At 69.9% G+C, this 19,734-nt stretch carries 19 protein-coding genes and 1 tRNA gene; 18 read left to right on the plus strand and 2 right to left on the minus strand.

Annotated features, from left to right (window positions below; genetic code table 11):
- Positions 1 to 40: 40 nt before the first annotated feature.
- The gene (locus tag CP976_RS29330) at positions 41 to 448 is read right to left on the minus strand and encodes an NUDIX hydrolase (protein ID WP_062931480.1); all 408 of its coding nucleotides are present in this window, start codon (positions 446 to 448) and stop codon (positions 41 to 43) included.
- A 107-nt stretch (positions 449 to 555) separates the two neighbouring features.
- Here CP976_RS29330 and CP976_RS29335 point away from each other — a divergent pair, with 107 nt between their 5' ends.
- The 10 genes from CP976_RS29335 to CP976_RS29380 all read left to right on the plus strand — a co-directional run bounded on the left by CP976_RS29335 (position 556) and on the right by CP976_RS29380 (position 7,716).
- A complete protein-coding gene (locus CP976_RS29335) occupies positions 556 to 1,344 on the plus strand; it encodes a GntR family transcriptional regulator (protein WP_020274970.1) in 789 nt (262 codons plus the stop codon).
- A gap of 166 nt (positions 1,345 to 1,510) precedes the next feature.
- A complete protein-coding gene (locus tag CP976_RS29340) occupies positions 1,511 to 1,867 on the plus strand; it encodes an SCO3933 family regulatory protein (RefSeq protein WP_030851889.1) in 357 nt (118 codons plus the stop codon).
- Complete coding sequence (locus CP976_RS29345) at positions 1,867 to 3,243, plus strand: FtsK/SpoIIIE domain-containing protein (protein ID WP_150483032.1); 1,377 nt, start codon at positions 1,867 to 1,869, stop codon at positions 3,241 to 3,243. Before CP976_RS29340 ends, CP976_RS29345 begins: the two co-directional genes overlap by 1 nt.
- An 83-nt stretch (positions 3,244 to 3,326) precedes the next feature.
- Positions 3,327 to 4,001 (plus strand): DUF2637 domain-containing protein, encoded by a 675-nt coding sequence (locus tag CP976_RS29350; RefSeq protein WP_150483033.1) that lies wholly within the window; start codon positions 3,327 to 3,329, stop codon positions 3,999 to 4,001.
- Between the two features lie 12 nt (positions 4,002 to 4,013).
- On the plus strand, positions 4,014 to 4,205 hold the full coding sequence (locus tag CP976_RS29355; protein ID WP_150483034.1) for a mobile element transfer protein: 192 nt from the start codon (positions 4,014 to 4,016) through the stop codon (positions 4,203 to 4,205).
- A 16-nt stretch (positions 4,206 to 4,221) separates the two neighbouring features.
- A complete protein-coding gene (locus tag CP976_RS29360) occupies positions 4,222 to 4,416 on the plus strand; it encodes a hypothetical protein (protein WP_150483035.1) in 195 nt (64 codons plus the stop codon).
- A 24-nt stretch (positions 4,417 to 4,440) separates the two neighbouring features.
- A complete protein-coding gene (locus tag CP976_RS29365; RefSeq protein WP_150483036.1) occupies positions 4,441 to 4,686 on the plus strand; it encodes a SpdD protein in 246 nt (81 codons plus the stop codon).
- Between the two features lie 158 nt (positions 4,687 to 4,844).
- Complete coding sequence (locus CP976_RS29370; protein WP_244403668.1) at positions 4,845 to 6,143, plus strand: replication initiator; 1,299 nt, start codon at positions 4,845 to 4,847, stop codon at positions 6,141 to 6,143.
- Positions 6,119 to 6,313 (plus strand): helix-turn-helix transcriptional regulator, encoded by a 195-nt coding sequence (locus tag CP976_RS29375; protein WP_033314625.1) that lies wholly within the window; start codon positions 6,119 to 6,121, stop codon positions 6,311 to 6,313. The genes CP976_RS29370 and CP976_RS29375 overlap by 25 nt, the downstream gene beginning before the upstream one ends.
- Positions 6,310 to 7,716, plus strand: a complete 1,407-nt coding sequence (locus CP976_RS29380) for a tyrosine-type recombinase/integrase (RefSeq protein ID WP_150483038.1) — start codon at positions 6,310 to 6,312, stop codon at positions 7,714 to 7,716. The genes CP976_RS29375 and CP976_RS29380 overlap by 4 nt, the downstream gene beginning before the upstream one ends.
- Before the next feature lie 231 nt (positions 7,717 to 7,947).
- On the opposite strand, the gene CP976_RS29385 is transcribed toward CP976_RS29380, so the two are convergent.
- A tRNA-Arg gene (locus CP976_RS29385) sits at positions 7,948 to 8,019 on the minus strand.
- A 109-nt stretch (positions 8,020 to 8,128) separates the two neighbouring features.
- Here CP976_RS29385 and CP976_RS29390 point away from each other — a divergent pair.
- The 8 genes from CP976_RS29390 to CP976_RS29425 all read left to right on the plus strand — a co-directional run bounded on the left by CP976_RS29390 (position 8,129) and on the right by CP976_RS29425 (position 19,687).
- Entirely contained in the window at positions 8,129 to 8,668 is a 540-nt protein-coding gene (locus CP976_RS29390; protein ID WP_150483039.1) for a response regulator, read from the plus strand.
- A gap of 116 nt (positions 8,669 to 8,784) precedes the next feature.
- Positions 8,785 to 9,969: an ArgS-related anticodon-binding protein NrtL gene (gene nrtL, locus CP976_RS29395; protein ID WP_150483040.1), complete on the plus strand. Its 1,185-nt coding sequence runs from the start codon at positions 8,785 to 8,787 to the stop codon at positions 9,967 to 9,969.
- A 16-nt stretch (positions 9,970 to 9,985) separates the two neighbouring features.
- A complete protein-coding gene (gene lysA / locus CP976_RS29400; RefSeq protein WP_150483041.1) occupies positions 9,986 to 11,377 on the plus strand; it encodes a diaminopimelate decarboxylase in 1,392 nt (463 codons plus the stop codon).
- Between the two features lie 275 nt (positions 11,378 to 11,652).
- On the plus strand, positions 11,653 to 12,945 hold the full coding sequence (locus CP976_RS29405) for a homoserine dehydrogenase (RefSeq protein WP_150483042.1): 1,293 nt from the start codon (positions 11,653 to 11,655) through the stop codon (positions 12,943 to 12,945).
- A 6-nt stretch (positions 12,946 to 12,951) separates the two neighbouring features.
- Positions 12,952 to 14,010 carry a threonine synthase gene (gene thrC, locus CP976_RS29410; protein WP_150483043.1) on the plus strand — a complete coding sequence of 353 codons (1,059 nt, stop codon included), beginning with the start codon at positions 12,952 to 12,954 and terminating at the stop codon, positions 14,008 to 14,010.
- Between the two features lie 294 nt (positions 14,011 to 14,304).
- Entirely contained in the window at positions 14,305 to 15,234 is a 930-nt protein-coding gene (gene thrB, locus CP976_RS29415; protein ID WP_086852644.1) for a homoserine kinase, read from the plus strand.
- Between the two features lie 402 nt (positions 15,235 to 15,636).
- Positions 15,637 to 17,763, plus strand: coding sequence for a transcription termination factor Rho (gene rho, locus CP976_RS29420; RefSeq protein ID WP_150483044.1), 2,127 nt, complete (start codon positions 15,637 to 15,639; stop codon positions 17,761 to 17,763).
- Positions 17,764 to 17,887: 124 nt separating this feature from the next.
- The gene (locus CP976_RS29425; protein ID WP_167537583.1) at positions 17,888 to 19,687 is read left to right on the plus strand and encodes a trypsin-like serine protease; all 1,800 of its coding nucleotides are present in this window, start codon (positions 17,888 to 17,890) and stop codon (positions 19,685 to 19,687) included.
- Positions 19,688 to 19,734 lie beyond the last annotated feature (47 nt).

The following is a 19,734-nucleotide window of genomic DNA, read 5'->3' on the forward strand; positions in this document are numbered from 1 at the left end:
TCCTTCGTGCTGGTAGGCCGCCATGTGCAGCGGGTTCGGGCTAGACGAGTTTCACGCCGTCGTGGGCGCGGATGGCCGGCGGGGAAACCGCGTCCAATGCGTCCAGGACGCGGATCGCGTACGCCTCGTCGGCGAGTTCGATGACTTCTTCACGGGTGGCCCAGCGCAGTGCGCGGGTCTCGTCCCCGGTGGTGGGCGTGCCGTCGGCGGCCTCACAGCGGAAGACCATGGAGACGATCAAGCCCTTCATGTTCTTGTAGATCCCGGTCAGGGTCGCGGGAAGCGCGATCTTGATGCCGGTCTCTTCGAGAACTTCGCGCTGGAGGGCCTCGGGGATGGTTTCCTCGCGTTCGAGGATTCCGCCCGGGGGTTCCCAGTGGCCGTTGTCGCGGCGCTTGATCAAGAGGGCGCGGTCCTGGTCGTCGACGATGACTCCGGCGACGCTCACGGAGTGCGGACGGTCGGTGCTCACGTTCCTCTGCCCTCTCGGATGGCTAGGCTCTCCACCGTAGCAACAAAGCTCGCCCACTCGTCTAGATACCTAAAGGAGTACACGTGCCCTCTCTTTCCTCCGGCCTCCTCGGCGATCTCGACCCCACGAGCGATCGTGCGGTCTTCCGGCAGATCGCCGACCAGCTGCGCGAGGCCATCGACCGTGGGCGATTCAAGGAGGGCGAAAAGCTGCCCTCCGAGGCCGAACTTGTCGAGCACTACGGGGTTTCCCGTATGACGGTTCGAAACTCCTTCTCCGTCCTCCAGGGCGAGGGCCTGGTGCACGCCGAGCACGGCAAGGGGGTCTTCGTGCGACCACGGCCGCCTGTCAGGCGGCTAGCCTCCGACCGGTTCGCCCGGCGCCATCGCGAGCAGGGGAAGTCCGCGTTCATCGTGGAGGCCGACGCCGCCGGCAGTCACCCGCAGGTGGACAGCCTGGAGGTCAAGGAGGAGAAGGCCAGTCAGGATGTCTCCACCCGGCTCGGTTCCGTGCGACGGGTGCTGGCCCGGCGTCGCCGGTATCTGCTGGACGGGCGGCCCGTGGAGTTCGCTACCTCGTACCTGCCGCTCGACATCGCACGGGGGACGCCGATCGCCGAGCCGAACCCCGGGCCTGGCGGCATCTATGCCCGGCTTGAGGAGCTGGGGCACCGCCTCGACCACTTCGAGGAAGAGATCCGTGCCCGGATGCCCTCGCCCGACGAGGTGCGCACGCTGCGGCTGGCCTCCGGCGTGCCGGTCATTCACCTGATCCGCACCGCGTTCGACCAGGAAGGGCGGGCCGTGGAGGTCTGCGACACGGTCATGGCGGCCGACGCGTACGTGCTGTCGTACCAGCTCCCGGCGACCTGATCGCCTGATCGGCGGTGGTGCGCGGGGACGCCTCTCCGAACTCGTACACCCCAACAGGCATACTCGTATAGACGAGTGGGCAAGTTGTGTGGCAAGGTGGTTGCCGTTCCCGGGAGGTCGGGTTCGAACGCTGCATCTTGTATAGACGAGTAGATGGGGAGAAGCCTTGCGCACCATCCGTGTAGAGACCTCGGCCGCAACGATCCTGCTGACCGAGGCCCCCGAGCCCAAGGTCCGCGACCGGCAGACTGGCGAGATCGCCAAGGACGCCACCAGCGGAGAGGCACTGATGACGATCGGCGTCGTCTACCTGGAGGACGGCGAATCGTCGCTGATCAAGGTCACCGTTCCCGAGAGCGGAGTGTCCGAGGGACTGACGCTCGGGGCTCCGGTCTCGCTTCCGGGTCTGGTGGCCCGGCCGTGGGAGAGCGTGTTCAACGGGCAGCAGCGGCACGGCATCGCCTACCGCGCCGCCGCCGTGACTCCGGCCGCCTTCCCGGCCGCTACCGGGGCCGCTGCCTGATGACCGATCTGACGACACTCCTCGAGGTGGGTGGTCCTGTCGCCGCACTCGGCGGCGGGGCCGCCTACGCCCGGGCCAAGCATCCCGGGGTGTATTGGTCCACGGTCGGCCTGCCGATATCCACGGCCCGGCTCCTCAGCTCCTACGGATCGGTCATGGAGGCCTGCGGCCTGACTGTAGCTCCGTCCCGGCTGCGGATGCTGGCGGTCAAGGCCACCACTCGCCGGGAGGTCCGGCCCGTACCGCCGCGTCGGGGCATCATCCGGCCCACCTCGACCGGGCTGCGGCTCCGTCTGCGGCTCGCTCCGGGGCAGGAACCAGCCGACGTCGCCGCCTCGGCGGAACGGCTGCGGCATGCCTGGGGCGTTCACGCCGTGTACGTGACCACGGTCAAGCCGGGGGTCGTTGAGCTGCGGCTGGTCGGCTTCGATGTGCTGCGGCAGGTGCGGATGCCGCGCAAGGTGGACGCCAAGTTCCTTCAGGTGCCGGTGGCCCTGCGGGAGGACGCCATGCCGTTCATACGCGACTACCGGACCGTGCCCCACCAACTCACCCTCGGCGCCACGCTGTCGGGCAAGTCCATGTACCTGCGGCACCTGATCGCCGGACTCGCCCCTCAGCCGGTCGCCCTGGTCGGGATCGACTGCAAGCGCGGTGTGGAGCTGGCGCCGTTCGCGGCCCGCCTCTCCGCGCTGGCGACCGAACCGGAACAGGCAGCCGAGCTGCTGCCCGTGCTCGTGAAGGAAATGGAGGACCGATACGACCTGATCAAGGCCCGGCAAGGCATCGCCCCGGACACCCCGGCCGAAGAGATCACCTCCGACATCTGGGGACTGCCCGAGTCCGAACGCCCCGTCCCCCTCGTGCTGTTCGCGGACGAGGTCGCTGAACTGTTCCTCGTCGCCACCAGGAAGGACGAGGAACGGCGCGACGAGATGGTCACCCAGCTCATCCGGCTCGCCCAACTCGGCCGCGCGGCCGGCATCTACCTGGAGGTCTGCGGGCAGCGCTTCGGCGCCGAGCTGGGCAAGGGCGCCACCATGCTGCGAGCCCAGCTGACCGGCCGCGTCTGCCACCGCGTCAACGACGAAGCCTCCGCGAAGATGGCGCTCGGCGACATCGCACCCGAAGCGGTCACGGCCGCATGCGCCATCGCCCCCGAACGACCCGGCCTCGCAGTGGCAGGTGACACCTCGGGCGGCTGGTCACGCATCCGGACGCCGTACCTGTCCCTCGGTGACGCCGCCGAGACCTGCCGCGAATACGCGCACCAGATGCCGGACCTGCCCGTGCTCAAGCCATTCCAGCCCGCCGTGACGGTACGGCCGGTCGAGTCCCCGGCCCTGATCGCCGAACCACGCCCGGCAACCGGCTGACCTCCTCCACCAACCCGGTCGGCGTGACCGTCTCACGCCAGGTCCCTACCCCTCGCATGCCTGAATCCGGAAGGAGCCGCATCATGCGCGCCCAACTGGCCCGCGTGGACGCGGTGCTCATCCAAGCTGTCATCGCTGCCGCACTGTCTTTCGCTCACCTACACGACATCGCCTCGGCGGCCGGACAGGACGGATGGAAAGCCTGGGCCTACCCGATCAGCGTCGACCTGTTGCTCGTCGCCGCCTGGCGTCGACTGCGGTCCGGGGAAGCGAAAGCGGCCGGGTGGTGCTGGTTCCTCATCGCGCTCACCGCCTCACTCGGAGCCAACGTCGCCACCGCCGGCATGCTCGACATGAACCACGTCCCGGCCTGGCTGCGCATCCTCGTTGCGGGCTGGCCTGCGGTCGCCTTCCTCGGCGGCACCCTGCTCGCACACTCGACACCGAAGACCGTCGACCACGCCGCCGAACCCGACACGGACGACGACGAGGTCCACGACCAGGCGGAGGAACCCGAACTCCCGCCCGAGCTGCCTGCAGAGCCAACCGCCGAGCAAGCCCCGCCCCAGCGTCCGGTCAACGAACCGGAACCGCCTGAGCATCCCGCCCTGCCCGTTCCGGCTGCCCTCGTCGCACACGCCCGCAAGGTCGCCGCCGAACACCACACCCGCACCGGAACCCCCATCGACACCCCCACCCTCCGCGCCCGCCTCGGCGTCCCCGCACCCATGGCCGAAGCCATCGCCACCCACCTCTGAAAGGAGACCTGCGTGACCGCCAACCACCGCTTCCGCAACGTCGTCCGCATCGGCCCCGTCCAGGTCGGCACGTACTACGACGGCCGGGGCCAGGAGAAGCACACCGCCGCCTGCACCGCCCCGCGCTGCGGCTTCTCCACCGACTACGACGGCCGCGCCGCCGCCGAGCTGGCCGCCCGCACCCACCGCTGCCCTGTTCGCTGAAAGGAACCCTCGCCCCGTGACCGTCAGCCTGCCGCTTGTCGTCGTCCTCGGCCTTTTCGCCTGGGGAGCAGTCAGGTTCCTCGGCGTCCGCGTCTGGATCGTCGTCCTGATCGCCCTCTTCGGTTTCTGGCTCTCCCGCACCTTCCTCGCACCCGCCATCGAGTCCGGCACGCGCTCCGGCGTGACCGTCATAAACGGCTCACACGCCTAGACGAGTAGATAAGGAGCCCTGACCGTGTTCCTCCCGAAGTACCCCGACAGCCCGACGCCGCTTTCCGCTCACACCCACACCCCGACCGAGACGGCACCCGTAAAGCGCTCGCTCCCGTCGGTGTCCGTCGATCAGAAGACCGTCGTGGCCTTGGTCGTCGGTGGAGTCGTCCTCACCGCGCTCCTGGCGGCCGTCGCCGTCACGGCCATCTCCGTTGCCGTGGCCGCCGTCGTCCTGCGCTCCATGCTCCGCGATCACCACCGCCGCTGAACCGCGCTGGCCTCCGGGGCGGCGGCACACGACCAAGTATTTCGCCGCCCCGGGGCCTGTTCCTCCCGACCGAGCCAGTCAGAAGGAGAAACGCCATCTTCACCCGCACCACTCCGGCCCCACTCCCGGAACTCGCGAACCTGGCCGCGCAGGGGACATTGCCGGGTATTCTCCGCCAACTCTCCGGACTCGGCGGCTGCACCAACCCGATCCGCCTCGACGGCCACCGCACCGAGTACGACGTCGACACCCGCACCGGCGAAATCGGCAACGTCCTCCACCACCTCGACTCGACCAGCCTCCCGGCCGGACAGCTCCTCGTCCGCTGCAACAACCGCCGCACGACCCGCTGCGCGGCCTGCGCCGAGGTCTACCGCCGCGACACCTTCCACCTGATCACCTCCGGCCTGCGCGGCGGCAAGGGCATCCCCGAACACGTCGCCGGCCACCCGCGCGTGTTCGCCACCTTCACCGCACCGAGCTTCGGCCCGGTCCACAACCGCCCCTCCAGCGGGCGCCCCTGCCGCTGCGGCACCCACCACGACCAGGACGACGACGCACTCGGCACCCCGCTCGACCCGGACACCTACGACTACGAAGCCGCCGTCCTCTGGAACGCCCACACCGGTCCACTCTGGCGGCGCTTCTCGACCTACCTGCGCCGAGAGGTCGCCAAGCGCGCCGGCCTCTCCCAGCGCAGGTTCCGCGAGCACGCCCGCGTGTCCTTCGCCAAGGTCGCCGAGTACCAGAAGCGCGGCGCGGTCCACTTCCACGCCGTCATCCGCATCGACGGACCCAGCGGCGGCGACACCTCACCCCCCACCTGGGCAACCGCCGACCTGCTCACCGACGCCATCCGCACAGCCACAGCCAAGGTCCGCGTGGACGGCCCGAGCATCGACGGCCGTACCCACACCTTCGCCTTCGGCCGCCAACTCGACGTTCGCACCATCCGCTCGGCCGACTTCGACGACGGCCAGGAGCTCACCGAACGGGCGGTCGCCGCCTACATCGCCAAGTACGCCACCAAGGGTGCAGAGACCGCGACGGGAGCTCTCGACCGGCCGCTCAAGTTCGCCGCCGAACTCGCCCAGCTCGACATCAGCGACCACGCCCGTCGCATGATCCGCACCGCATGGTTCCTCGGCGCACGCAAGGACCTCGAACACCTCCGCCTGCGCGCCTGGGCTCACATGCTCGGCTTCCGCGGCCACTTCTCCACCAAGTCCCGCCGCTACTCCACCACCCTCGGTGCCCTCCGCGACGCCCGCGCCGAATGGCGCCGGGCACAAACCGCAGCAGCCAACGGCCTCGAGCCCGACACGACGTACGTCCTCGCGCACTGGGTCTTCGCCGGTACCGGTCTGTCCGACGCCGAAGCCTGGCTGGCCGCATCTCTCGAACCCGCACCCGGAACGGAAGGAGAGCCGACATGGACCGTCGGCGAGACGAGCTGATGACTGTCCCGCAGATCCTCGCCGAGCTCGGCGGAGTGTCCCGGCGAACCTTCTACCGCTGGCGCGAGCTGGGGCAGGCTCCGGAAGCGATCAAGCTTCCGAATGGTGAGCTCCGCGTCTGGCGCAGCGACTTCGACGCGTGGCTCCACGGGCTCGCGGAGGCGGCGTGAAGTCGCATGACGTACGGGTGTGGGGCATCCGTAAGCGGCCGTACAAGACGCCGTCGTATGACGTGCGATGGAAGGTCGGCGATGCCCCGCCGTTCTCCGAGACCTTCCGGACGAAGGCACTCGCCGACAACTTCCGCGCCAAGCTTCTTCGGGCTGCGCAGAAGGGCGAGGCATTCTACTCGGAAACCGGTCTGCCGGACTCCATGGCACCGGTCAAAGAGTCCCGTACCTGGTACGACTTCGCACGGGCCTACGTCGCCATGAAGTGGCCGCACGCGGCTCCGAACTCCCGCGACAGCCTGAACGAGACGATGACGCTCGTCACAACACAGCTGTTGGGTGATCGCCCGGGGCGGCCAGCTGACGACGTCTTGCGCCGTGCGCTGCGGGGCTGGGCTTTCGTTGTCCAAGCCTCGGACGAGGAAGCTCCGCCGGTCGACATCGCGAACGCTCTTCGCTGGGTAGCCAAAGCCTCTCTTCCGTTGGCGACGCTCAAGAATCCGGCAGACATCCGCCGCGTCCTCGACTCGCTCAAGCTCACGCTTTCCGGCGCTCCGGCGGCCGCCGAGACAGTACGGCGCAAGCGGGCGGTCCTCTTCAATGCCCTCGCCTACGCGGTCGAACTGGGGGAGCTCCCGGAGAATCCGGTCACGCTCGTGAAGTGGAAGCCGCCGAAGGTGACCAAGGAGGTTGACCGCCGGGTCGTGGTGAACCCTCGACAGGCACGCGAACTCCTGGCCGCAGTCTCTTACGTCGGCGGCTATCGCAGAGCCCGTGGGCGGCGCCTGGTCGCGCTCTTCGCCTGCATGTACTTCGGTGGACTTCGGCCGGCGGAAGCTGTGGCGCTGCGTCGTCCGGACTGCACGCTGCCGGAGACAGGGTGGGGTTCGCTGATCCTGGAGAAGACCCGCCCGACCGTTGGGAAGCGCTGGACCGGAACCGGGGAGGTTCACGATAACCGAGGCCTCAAGAATCGCTCCGCGAACGAGACGCGCATCGTCCCGATCCCGCCGCGCCTCGTCCGCATGCTCCTCGCCCACATCGAGGAGTTCGGCACCGCCAAGGACGGGCGGCTGTTCGCCAACGAACGCGGGGGAGTGGTCGCCTCCACTACGTACTGGCGCGTCTGGGACGAGGCTCGGCACCTGGCGCTCACGCCGGAACAGGTGGCCTCGCCGCTGGCCGCTCGGCCGTACGACCTGAGGCACGCCGCACTCTCCTCCTGGCTCAACGCTGGCGTCGACCCCACCGAGGTTGCGGAGCGCGCGGGCAACAGCGTCGAAGTGCTGCTGAGCCGGTACGCGAAGTGCCTCGACGGTCGCCAGGACATAGCCAACCGCCGGATCGCCGAGCTCCTCGGTGAGGACGACGGCCAGGAGGACGAGCCCGGCGACGGGACCTGATCCCAACACTCCTTCGACACGCGCACCTGCGGCATGATGGCCCCCGGACTACGGTCCAGGGGCCTCGGCGTTTTCGGGCCTGACCTGCGGATTCCTGCCCTGCAGCCAGTCCACGGATAGTCCACAGCCCCCGACATGCAGCCGCTCCGACCGGCACACGCCTGCACATACGCGAAGACCCCGTCTCAGCGAAAGCGCTGATGGCGGGGTCTTTGGGCACCTGATCCAAGGTGCCCCCGGCAGGATTCGAACCTGCGCACACGGCTCCGGAGGCCGTTGCTCTATCCCCTGAGCTACGGGGGCGTGTCGGTCGCGTTGCTCGCGGCGACGGGTAGAACACTACCAGCTCCCCCCGGGTGGTCATGAACGGGTTTCCGCTGTCGGGGGCGGGGTTGCGGGGCGCCCGGTCGGGGTGGAAGTGGGGAAAACCCGGACGCGGTGGCCGGGGTCGACCTACTCTCGAGTTGTGCCAGGCGCGTCGGGCCGGGTGCTTGTTGTGGACGACAACAAGGTCATCCGGCAGTTGATCAGGGTCAACCTCGAGCTGGAGGGGCTGGAGGTCGTGACCGCGGCCGATGGTGCCGAGTGTCTTGATGTCGTTCATCAGGTGCGGCCCGATCTCGTGACCCTCGACGTCGCCATGCCCCGGCTGGACGGGATCCGTACCGCCACTCGCCTGCGGGCCGATCCGCGTACCCGTGACGTGCCCCTCGCCATCATCAGTGCCTGCACCCAGTACGAAGTCGAGGCCGGGCTGGAAGTGGGTGTCGACGCCTTCCTCGCCAAGCCGTTCGAGCCCGCTGAACTCGTCGGGATGGTCCGGCAGTTGATCGAGCGGGAGCGGAGCGGGGGGATGCAAGGGGGCGGTGGCGGGAGTGCGCCCCCTTACGGGTCCGTCCTCGGCGCGGGGGAGGCCGAGCGGGCCGGGAGTGCCGGGAGTACCGGCGGTTGATCCGCCCTCTGTGGATGGCTTACTGATCGATCCGCGGTCGAGGGTTCCGTCCACATCCCGGACCCCTTCAAAACCGGTTCGCATACCCACCCCCTTCCTCCCATACGCTTGTCCCCGTGACCCCCGTCGAGCTCTCGCGCACCGTGCTGAACGCCGTGCGTCGCGCTGTCGACGAGGGTGAGCTCAGCGTGACCGTGCCGGAGCGGGCCGTGGTCACTCCGCCGGGGCCCGGGGGCTGTGGCGACTACGCCACCAACATCGCCCTCCAGCTGGCCGGCGCGGCAGGGCAGCCGCCGCGGCGCGTGGCCGAGATCCTGAGGGCGCGGCTCGCCGGTGAGGCCCTGATCGGTGACGTCGTCGTCACTGGGCCCGGTTTTCTCAACTTCAGCCTGGAACGCAACGTATCCGCGCTCCTCGTCGAGGAGATCCTGCGGCGTGGGCGGCGGTACGGCCACGCCGAGGGGTTCAGCGGGACCATCGTGCGGCTCCGGTGCCCGGCGGAGGTCCGTGCCGTCGTCGTCACGGACGCCCTGGCCCGCGTGCTGCGCAGCCAAGGTGACGTCGTGCGCGTCGAGTGCGAGGGCCGGCCCGCGCCGGAGTGGGAGACCGTCCTCGGTGTGGACCGCAGTCACTCCAGCAGCCACACCGGCAGTCATTCCGGCAGCCACACCGCCACTCACTCCGGCAGCCATCCCGGAAGCCGTTTCGACAGCCATCCCGGGAGTCACGCCGGAAGCCACTCCGACAGCCACCCCCAGCCCCGCCCCTCCGGGCCCAGCCCCCTCCCCGACCTCGACGTCACCGTCCACCCCGTCCCCGCCCCCGTCCCCGCCGACCCCCTGCCCCTCGGCCGCGACGCCGCCCGCTGGGCCCTGCTGTACCCGGCCGCCCACGACCGGCCCCGGATTCCCGGCGATCACCTGACCCAGCGGGAGACCAACCCTCTCTTCCGCGTCCGGTACGCCCACGCCCGCACCCGGGCACTCCTGCGCAACGCCGCCGACCTGGGCTTCCACCCCGAGCCCGGTCCCGTGAGCGACGCGGAAACGCTGCTCGCCGCACTCGGCGACCACCCCCGTATCCTCACCACCACCGCCACCCACCGCAGCCCCGACCGCCTGGCCCGGCACCTCGTCGCCGTCGCCGACGCCACGCTGCCGCTGCTCCCGGCCGTGCTGCCCCTGGGCGACGAGAAACCCTCGGCCGCCCACCGTGCCCGGCTCGCTCTCGCCGAAGCCGCCGGGGCGGTGCTGGCCGGTGGCCTGTCCCTGCTCGGCATCGACGCACCCGACCATCTCTGAGAGACGCATACCGATCATGAGCCGTTCCGCACACCCTGCCGGGCCCCGTCACGCCGACGTCCTCCCCGAGGGCCACTACTCGGCCCCGCCCGCCGACCTCAACGCCCTGGACCCGAAGGTCTGGGCGCAGACCGTGACCCGTGACGAGCACGGTGTCGCCACCGTCGGAGGGATCTCCGTCACGCGGCTCGCCGAGGAGTTCGGCACCCCGGCCTACATCCTCGACGAGGCGGACTTCCGGTCACGCGCGCGTGCGTGGCGCACCGCGTTCGGGACCGACGCCGACGTCTACTACGCCGGCAAGGCGTTCCTCTCCCGTGCCGTCGTGCGCTGGCTGCACGAGGAAGGGCTGAACGTCGACGTCTGCTCCGGCGGGGAGCTGGCCACCGCCCTGTCCGCCGGCATGCCCGCCGACCGGATCGCCTTCCACGGCAACAACAAGTCCGTCGACGAGATCACCAGGGCCGTCGAGGTCGGTGTGGGTCACATCGTGCTCGACTCCTTCCAGGAGATCGTCCGGGTCGCCCACATCGCGCAGAGCCTCGGGAAGCGGCAGAAGGTCCTGATCCGGATCACCGTCGGCGTCGAGGCCCACACCCACGAGTTCATCGCCACGGCCCATGAGGACCAGAAGTTCGGCATTCCGCTGGCCGGCGGGCAGGCCGCCGAGGCCGTACGCCGTGCCCTCCAGCTCGACGGGCTCGAGCTCGTCGGCCTCCACAGCCACATCGGTTCGCAGATCTTCGACATGTCCGGGTTCGAGGTCGCCGCCCACCGTGTGGTCGGGCTGCTGAAGGACATCCGCGACGAGCACGGCGTCGAGCTGCCCGAGATCGACCTCGGCGGCGGGCTCGGGATCGCGTACACGAGCGACGACGACCCGCGCGAGCCGCACGAGATCGCCAAGGCGCTCAGCGAGATCGTCAGCCGTGAGTGCGAGGCCGCCAAGCTGCGCACGCCGCGCATCTCCGTCGAGCCGGGGCGCGCCATCGTCGGCCCGACCGCCTTCACGCTCTACGAGGTCGGCACCATCAAGCCCCTCGACGGCCTGCGGACGTACGTCTCCGTCGACGGCGGCATGTCGGACAACATCCGTACCGCGCTGTACGACGCCGAGTACAGCGTCGCGCTGGTCTCCCGCACCTCCGACGCCGAGCCGATGCTCGCCCGGGTCGTCGGCAAGCACTGCGAGAGCGGGGACATCGTGGTCAAGGACGCGTTCCTGCCGGCCGACGTGGCACCGGGTGACCTCATCGCCGTACCGGCCACGGGCGCCTACTGCCGGTCCATGGCCAGCAACTACAACCACGTGCTGCGGCCGCCGGTCGTGAGCGTGCGCGATGGTGAGGCCCGGGTGATCGTCCGCCGTGAGACGGAGGAGGACCTGCTGCGTCTCGACGTCGGCTGAGCGAGAAGGCGAAGGCCGAGAAGCCGAAGACCGAGAAGGCGAAGGCTTGGGAAGCCGAAGACCGACAAGGCGAAGGCCCGGGAAGTCGACGGCCGAGAAGCAGAAGACCGACAAGCCGAAGACCGACAAGCCGAATGCCACGGGGCGGAAGATCTCCTGTCTGCCGCCCCGGGGAAAATGAAATAGACATCTCACGATCCGGACCGGGGGCAGAAACTCCCGTCCGGTGAGTGAGACTGGTTCCACCGTAGACGGTAATGAGGAAACGAGGTCGGATGATGCGTACGCGTCCGCTGAAGGTGGCGCTGCTGGGCTGTGGAGTGGTCGGCTCAGAGGTGGCGCGCATCATGACGACGCACGCCGACGACCTCACGGCCCGGATCGGGGCTCCCGTGGAGCTGGCGGGCGTGGCGGTGCGGCGGCCCGACAGGGTCAGGGAAGGCATCGACCAGGCCCTCGTCACCACCGACGCCACCGCCCTCGTCAAACGGGGCGACATCGACGTCGTCGTGGAGGTGATCGGCGGGATCGAGCCCGCGCGGACCCTCATCACCACCGCCTTCGAGCACGGCGCCTCCGTCGTCTCCGCCAACAAGGCGCTCCTCGCCCAGGACGGGGCGGCCCTGCACGCCGCCGCCGAGGAGCACGACAAGGACCTCTACTACGAGGCCGCCGTCGCCGGTGCCATCCCGCTGATCCGGCCGCTGCGCGAGTCCCTCGCCGGCGACAAGATCAACCGGGTGATGGGCATCGTCAACGGCACGACCAACTTCATCCTCGACAAGATGGACTCGACCGGCGCCGGCTACCAGGAGGCCCTCGACGAGGCCACCGCCCTGGGCTACGCCGAGGCCGACCCGACCGCCGACGTCGAGGGCTTCGACGCCGCCGCCAAGGCCGCCATCCTCGCCGGTATCGCCTTCCACACGCGTGTGCGCCTCGACGACGTCTACCGCGAGGGCATGACCGAGGTGACGGCGGCCGACTTCGCCTCCGCGAAGGAGATGGGCTGCACGATCAAGCTGCTCGCCATCTGCGAGCGGGCCGCGGACGGGGCGTCCGTCACCGCGCGCGTGCACCCGGCCATGATCCCGCTCAGCCACCCGCTGGCCTCCGTGCGCGGCGCCTACAACGCCGTGTTCGTCGAGTCCGACGCCGCCGGGCAGCTCATGTTCTACGGCCCCGGAGCGGGCGGTTCCCCGACGGCCTCGGCCGTGCTCGGCGACCTTGTCGCCGTCTGCCGCAACCGCCTCAGCGGCGCGACCGGACCGGGGGAGTCCGCCTACGCCGCCCTCACCGTGTCCCCGATGGGCGACGTCGTCACGCGCTACCACATCAGCCTCGACGTGGCCGACAAACCGGGTGTTCTCGCCCAGGTCGCGACCGTCTTCGCCGAGCACGGAGTCTCGATCGATACGGTTCGCCAATCGGGGAAGGACGGCGAGGCCTCCCTCGTCGTCGTCACGCACCGCGCGTCCGACGCCGCCCTCACCGGGACCGTCGAGGCGTTGCGCAAGCTCGACACCGTGCGTGGTGTCGCCAGCATCATGCGGGTTGAAGGAGAGTAACCAGCAATGACCCACCAGTGGCGCGGAATCATCGAGGAGTACCGGGACCGTCTGCCGGTATCCGACACCATGCAGGTCGTGACGCTCCGCGAGGGCGGCACGCCGCTCGTGCCCGCGCAGGTGCTCTCCGAGCGCACGGGCTGCGAGGTCCACCTCAAGGTGGAGGGCGCGAACCCGACCGGGTCCTTCAAGGACCGCGGTATGACCATGGCCATCACCCGGGCCAAGGAGGAGGGCGCGAAGGCCGTCATCTGCGCCTCCACCGGCAACACGTCGGCCTCCGCCGCCGCGTACGCCGTGCGGGCCGGGATGGTCTGTGCCGTGCTCGTGCCGCAGGGCAAGATCGCGCTCGGCAAGATGGGCCAGGCCCTCGTGCACGGCGCCAAGATCCTCCAGGTCGACGGCAACTTCGACGACTGCCTCACGCTCGCGCGCGGCCTGAGCGACAACTACCCCGTGGCGCTGGTCAATTCGGTCAATCCGGTGCGCATCGAGGGGCAGAAGACCGCCGCGTTCGAGATCGTGGACATGCTTGGCGACGCGCCCGACATCCACGTCCTGCCGGTGGGCAACGCGGGCAACATCACGGCCTATTGGAAGGGCTACAAGGAGTACGCCGCCGACGGCGTCGCCTCCCGGGCGCCCCGGATGTGGGGTTTCCAGGCCTCGGGCAGCGCCCCGATCGTGCGCGGCGAGATCGTCAAGGACCCGTCGACCATCGCCACCGCCATCCGCATCGGCAACCCGGCCTCGTGGCAGTACGCGCTCGCCGCGCGGGAGGAGTCGGGCGGCTTCATCGACGAGGTGACGGACCGTGAGATCCTGCGCGCCTACCGGCTGTTGGCCTCGCAGGAGGGTGTCTTCGTCGAGCCCGCGTCCGCCGCGTCCGTCGCCGGTCTGCTGAAGGCCGCCGAGCAGGGCAAGGTCGACCCGGGGCAGCGGATCGTGTGCACCGTCACGGGTAACGGGCTGAAGGACCCCGACTGGGCCGTCGCGGGTGCCCCGCAGCCGGTCACCGTACCCGTCGACTCGGCGGCCGCCGCGGAGCGTCTCGGACTGGTCTGACGTGCGCCGACGCTTCGAGCGCCGGTGTAACGCTCGACACGGTCCGGCGTAAGACGGCGCTTGACCGGGGAGGTTCCCTACGGGGGGTGCACAGGGGGCTTACGACACGCATCGTGCGCCTCCTGTGCGCCCTATGTCGCCACAGAACCTTCCTTCGATAGGCTGTACTGAACCCGCCCGCCGCATATGCCGCGGAGCCGCGCCGTCTCCGCGGCCCCCAGGGTTCTCGTACACCTTCGAATGTCCGTCCCACGTCATTCGACAATCACGCAGCTCAAGGAGAGTCATCGAGCGATGGCCGGTCCAGCGTTCCGCGCCGCCGCCGTCCGGGTGCGCGTCCCCGCCACCAGCGCCAACCTCGGCCCGGGCTTCGACGCCCTCGGCCTCGCGCTGGGGTTGTACGACGACGTGGTCGTCCGGGTGGCCGACTCCGGGCTGCACATCGACATCGCGGGGGAGGGCAGCGAGACGCTCCCGCGCGACGAGCGGCACCTTCTCGTACGTTCCCTGCGCACCGCCTTCGATCTGCTGGGCGGACAGCCGCGCGGCCTGGAGATCGTCTGCGCCAACCGCATTCCGCACGGCCGGGGCCTGGGCTCCTCCTCGGCCGCCATCTGCGCCGGCATCGTCGCCGCCCGGGCCGTGACCATAGGCGCCGAGGCCAAGCTCGACGACACCGCTCTGCTCGAGCTCGCCACCGAGATCGAGGGCCACCCCGACAACGTCGCCGCGTGTCTGCTGGGCGGCTTCACGCTGTCCTGGATGGAGGGCGGCGCGGCCCGGGCGATCAGGATGGAGCCCGCCGATTCCATCGTTCCGGTGGTTTTCGTGCCCGGAAAGCCGGTACTCACCGAAACCGCGCGCGGCCTGCTCCCGCGCTCCGTGCCGCACGTCGACGCCGCCACCAACGCGGGCCGGGCCGCCCTGCTCGTCGAGGCCATGACGCGGCGCCCCGAACTGCTGCTGCCCGCCACCGAGGACCGCCTGCACCAGGAGTACCGCGCCCCGGCCATGCCCGAGAGCGCGGCGCTGGTGGAGCGGCTGCGGGGCGAGGGCGTCCCCGCGGTGATCTCCGGCGCCGGCCCGACGGTCATGGCCCTGGCCGACCCGGGCACCGCCGACAAGGTCGAGGCCCTGGCGGGCGCGGACTGGGCCGCGAACCGGCTGAGCCTCGATCCGCAGGGCGCGGTCGTGCTGCCGCTCGCGACCTCCACCGACATTTGAAAGCGCACGGTTGCCGGATTTCGAGAGGGGGAATGTTTGTTGGATCCGGTAGTGTTAACCTCAAGTCTGCACCCGACCCCACCACGGCGAGGTGCCTCGTGTCCCCGTCCGGGACAGACATTCTTCCGGGAGCCCCCCAAGCCGCACTGTGTTCCGTACGTCGGACCGTACGCCGTACACGGACACTGAGCGGGGCGCAGGGCACGCTCCGGAACCGGTGCGACCACGCCGCGTGACACTGACACTGGGTGCCACGGCATATGGAAGCGCCATCACCAGATTCCTCCGCCGCTGAGGCGGACCACCGCCCCGGCACGGTTCACACCACACGGACCGAAGCCGGACAGCACAACCGGTCGCCGAGCCAGACAGGCCGACGTCCGCTCCAGGGAAGGACCCTTCGTGAGCGACACCACCGATCTGATGGGCGCACGTGTCGAGGAGACCGCTGCCGCGCCCGCCACGGACGCCTCCGCGCCTGCCACCGGTGCCGGCTCCCGGCGGCGCCGCGGTACCGGCCTCGAGGGCATGGTGCTGGCCGAGCTGCAACAGGTCGCATCCGGCCTCGGTATCAGGGGCACCGCGCGTATGCGCAAGAGCCAGTTGATCGAGGTCATCAAGGAGGCGCAGGCGTCCGGCGGCGCCGCTCCGGCCGCGAAGGCCGAGGCCCCCGCCGAGACCAAGCCGAAGCGCCGCGCCACCTCCCGGACCCGTACGGGGGACAACGCCGACAAGGCGGAGAAGAAGGCGGACGCGAAGCAGGCCTCCGAGGCCCCCGCCCAGAAGGCCGACAAGGCCGAGAAGGCCGTGGCCCAGCAGCAGATCGAGATCCCCGGCCAGCCCGCTGGGGGCCCCTCCCGCGATGGGGGCACCTCCCGCGCGAGCGCAGCCGAGCGTGGGGGAGAAGCCGAGCGTGGGGGAGACGACGCGCCCTCCGAGCGCCGCCGTCGCCGGGCCACCGCCGACGCCGGTTCGCCGGCCGCCGCCGCTCCCGAGACGGTCGCCGCCGAGGCGAAGAACGAGTCCAGGGGCGAGTCGCAGGCGCAGCAGCAGTCCCAGAACGACGCCAAGTCCGACGGGGGCGAGGGCGGCGAGGGCCGTCGTCGCGACCGCCGTGACCGCGGGCGGGACCGGGACGGCGGCCGTGACGGTGGCCGTGACCGTGACGGTGGCCGTGATCGCGACCGCCGTGGCAACAAGGGCGACGACCAGCAGGGCGGCCAGCGCGGCCAGCAGAACCAGCAGGGCGGCGGCCGTCAGGACCGTGACCGTCAGCAGGACGACGACGACTTCGAGGGCGGCCGGCGTGGCCGTCGCGGGCGCTACCGCGACCGCCGTGGCCGTCGCGGCCGCGACGAGATCGCCTCCGAGCCGCAGATCGCCGAGGACGACGTCCTGATCCCCGTCGCGGGCATCCTGGACATCCTCGACAACTACGCCTTCATCCGCACGTCCGGTTACCTGCCCGGGCCGAACGACGTGTACGTCTCCCTCGCCCAGGTCCGCAAGAACGGCCTGCGCAAGGGCGACCACATCACCGGTGCGGTCCGCCAGCCGAAGGAAGGCGAGCGCCGCGAGAAGTTCAACGCGCTGGTGCGCCTGGACTCCGTCAACGGCATGGCGCCCGAACACGGCCGCGGCCGCCCGGAGTTCAACAAGCTCACGCCGCTGTACCCGCAGGACCGGCTCCGCCTGGAGACCGACCCGGGCGTGCTGACCACCCGCATCATCGACCTCGTGTCGCCGATCGGTAAGGGCCAGCGCGGTCTGATCGTGGCCCCGCCGAAGACCGGCAAGACCATGATCATGCAGGCGATCGCCAACGCGATCACGCACAACAACCCCGAGTGCCACCTGATGGTCGTCCTGGTCGACGAGCGTCCGGAAGAGGTCACCGACATGCAGCGGTCGGTCAAGGGCGAGGTCATCTCCTCGACCTTCGACCGCCCGGCCGAGGACCACACCACGGTCGCGGAGCTCGCCATCGAGCGTGCGAAGCGCCTGGTCGAGCTCGGTCACGACGTGGTCGTCCTGCTGGACTCCATCACGCGTCTGGGCCGTGCGTACAACCTCGCCGCCCCGGCCTCCGGCCGCATCCTGTCCGGTGGTGTCGACTCGACGGCGCTGTACCCGCCGAAGCGCTTCTTCGGTGCCGCGCGGAACATCGAGGACGGCGGTTCGCTGACCATCCTCGCCACCGCGCTGGTGGACACCGGGTCCCGCATGGACGAGGTGATCTTCGAGGAGTTCAAGGGCACGGGCAACGCCGAGCTCAAGCTCGACCGGAAGCTCGCCGACAAGCGCATCTTCCCGGCGGTGGACGTGGACGCGTCCGGCACCCGTAAGGAAGAGATCCTGCTCGCCAACGACGAACTCGCCATCGTCTGGAAGCTGCGCCGGGTGCTGCACGCCCTCGACCAGCAGCAGGCGGTCGAACTGCTCCTCGACAAGATGAAGCAGACGAAGTCGAACGCCGAGTTCCTCATGCAGATCCAGAAGACCACTCCGACGCCGGGCAACGGCGACTGAGGTAAGCACTGCGCAAAGGGCCGCTCCCGTGACCGGGGGCGGCCCTTTGTGGTGCTCGTATGCAGGTAGGATCACGCTCTCTTCGAACTTGTGATCCCAAGGGGGGACATACGTGGGTACATCCATGCCTGGGGGCGGTCGGCACAGACGCCGGATACGGATCGCCCTTCCCGTCGCCGCGGCAGGCGTCGCCGCCGCCGTGGCCGCCGCGCTGCTGACGACGTCCGCCGGCGCGGCCACCGCACTGCCGCAGCCGACGATCGAGCCCGCCATCAGCTCACCGTCGCTCGCCGAGCTGGAGAAGCGCGTCGCGGGCGCCATGGCCGGTGACGACACGGCGGGCAGGACGAGCAAGGCGTCGCTGAGCGCGAGCACGAACACCAGCCCGTCCACCGTCGACCCGAAGGTCATCGGCGGCAACGAGACCACCATCACCTCGGCCCCGTGGATGACGCAGCTCCACTACTACGACGACCGGGGCACCTCCAGCACCGGCGACGACATCGGCTTCTTCTGCGGCGGCGCCGTGGTCGCGCCGACGAAGATCCTCACCGCCGCGCACTGCGTCAAGGGCTACGACTGGCACGCCAACGGCGCCGTCGTCACCGGCACCTCCCAGCTGCCCTCGGCCGACGGCACCGACCTGCACGGCGGCACCGTCACCGGCGTCTGGCGGCAGTGGAACCACCCGTCGTACAACGCGACGACGATCGACAACGACATCGCGGTGCTCACCCTGCCCGTCCCGGTCAAGGCCACGCCGATCCGCATGACGACGTCCGGCGACACCACGTCGTACAAGGCCGGCACCAGCGCCAAGGTCTACGGCTGGGGCCGCACCAGCTCCACCAGCGACGCCATCTCCGAGACGCTGAAGACGGCCACGCTGCCCGTCCAGTCCGACACCACCTGCGCCGGGGCGTACGGCAGCGACTTCGTCAAGGGCCACATGGTCTGCGCGGGCAATCCGGCCACCGGAAGCGACGCCGGCACCACCAGCGCCTGCAACGGCGACTCCGGCGGCCCCCTGGTCGTGAACAACCGGATCGTCGGTGTCGTGTCCTGGGGCGTGACGGACTGCGTCGCGAAGGGCGCCTACAGCGTCTTCAGCAAGGTCAGCTCCTACGTCGGCGCGACCTACCCGCGCGTCGACGACACCAACGTCAGCGGCGACCACAAGGCCGACCTGTGGGTGCGCAACGCCTCCACCAAGACCGGCTACTCCAAGGACTCCAAGGGCACGTCGTTCGCCGCCCGCGAGTCCTGGGGCAACTGGAACGGCGTCAACGTCGTCCTGCAGACCGACTTCGACCGGGACGGCTACCAGGACCTGGTCTACCGGCGCAGCAGCGACGGCGACCTCTTCTGGACCCACTACGTGATCTCCAGCGGCACCTGGTCCACCAAGCAGATCGCCGACAACTGGAGCACCCGGACCCGCATCATCACCCCCGGTGACGTCACCGGCGACTACCTGCCCGACCTGCTCTCGGTCGACTCCGCGGGCGTGATGTGGATCTACCCCGGCAAGGGCAACGGCACTTTCGCGCCCCGCGTGAAGGTCGGCTCCGGCTGGAACCAGTACAACTCCGTGCGCGGCAAGGGTGACTTCACCGGCGACGGCAAGACCGACCTGATCGCCCGCAGCAAGACGGGCGGCACGATCTACCTGTACAAGGGCACCGGCAAGGCCGGCTCCGGCGCGTTCTCCAGCCGCGTCAAGGTGCGCACCTGGAGCAGCACGACGTACAACGCCTTCGACGCGACCGGCGACATCACCGGCGACGGCAAGGCCGACTTCCTGGCCCGTACGCCCGGCGGCACGCTCTACCTCTACAAGGGCACCGGCAAGGCCACCAGCGAGATCTTCGCCACAAGGATCTCCGTCGGTACCGATTTCAAGCAGTACGACATCTTCGGCTGAACCCGCAGGTGAGCGAGGTACCCCCTCGCCGCACCGAACACACACTG

The organism is Streptomyces coeruleorubidus, from assembly GCF_008705135.1.
Taxonomy (GTDB): domain Bacteria; phylum Actinomycetota; class Actinomycetes; order Streptomycetales; family Streptomycetaceae; genus Streptomyces; species Streptomyces coeruleofuscus.

Excerpts from the sequence above, each read along its gene's own strand:
- CP976_RS29345 (WP_150483032.1), top strand. The coding sequence starts at position 1,867 with ATGACCGATCTGACGACACTCCTCGAGGTGGGTGGTCCTGTCGCCGCA.
- CP976_RS29350 (WP_150483033.1), top strand. The coding sequence starts at position 3,327 with ATGCGCGCCCAACTGGCCCGCGTGGACGCGGTGCTCATCCAAGCTGTC.
- CP976_RS29375 (WP_033314625.1), top strand. The coding sequence starts at position 6,119 with ATGGACCGTCGGCGAGACGAGCTGATGACTGTCCCGCAGATCCTCGCC.
- lysA (WP_150483041.1), top strand. The coding sequence starts at position 9,986 with ATGAGCCGTTCCGCACACCCTGCCGGGCCCCGTCACGCCGACGTCCTC.
- CP976_RS29405 (WP_150483042.1), top strand. The coding sequence starts at position 11,653 with ATGATGCGTACGCGTCCGCTGAAGGTGGCGCTGCTGGGCTGTGGAGTG.
- thrC (WP_150483043.1), top strand. The coding sequence starts at position 12,952 with ATGACCCACCAGTGGCGCGGAATCATCGAGGAGTACCGGGACCGTCTG.
- thrB (WP_086852644.1), top strand. The coding sequence starts at position 14,305 with ATGGCCGGTCCAGCGTTCCGCGCCGCCGCCGTCCGGGTGCGCGTCCCC.
- CP976_RS29425 (WP_167537583.1), top strand. The coding sequence starts at position 17,888 with ATGCCTGGGGGCGGTCGGCACAGACGCCGGATACGGATCGCCCTTCCC.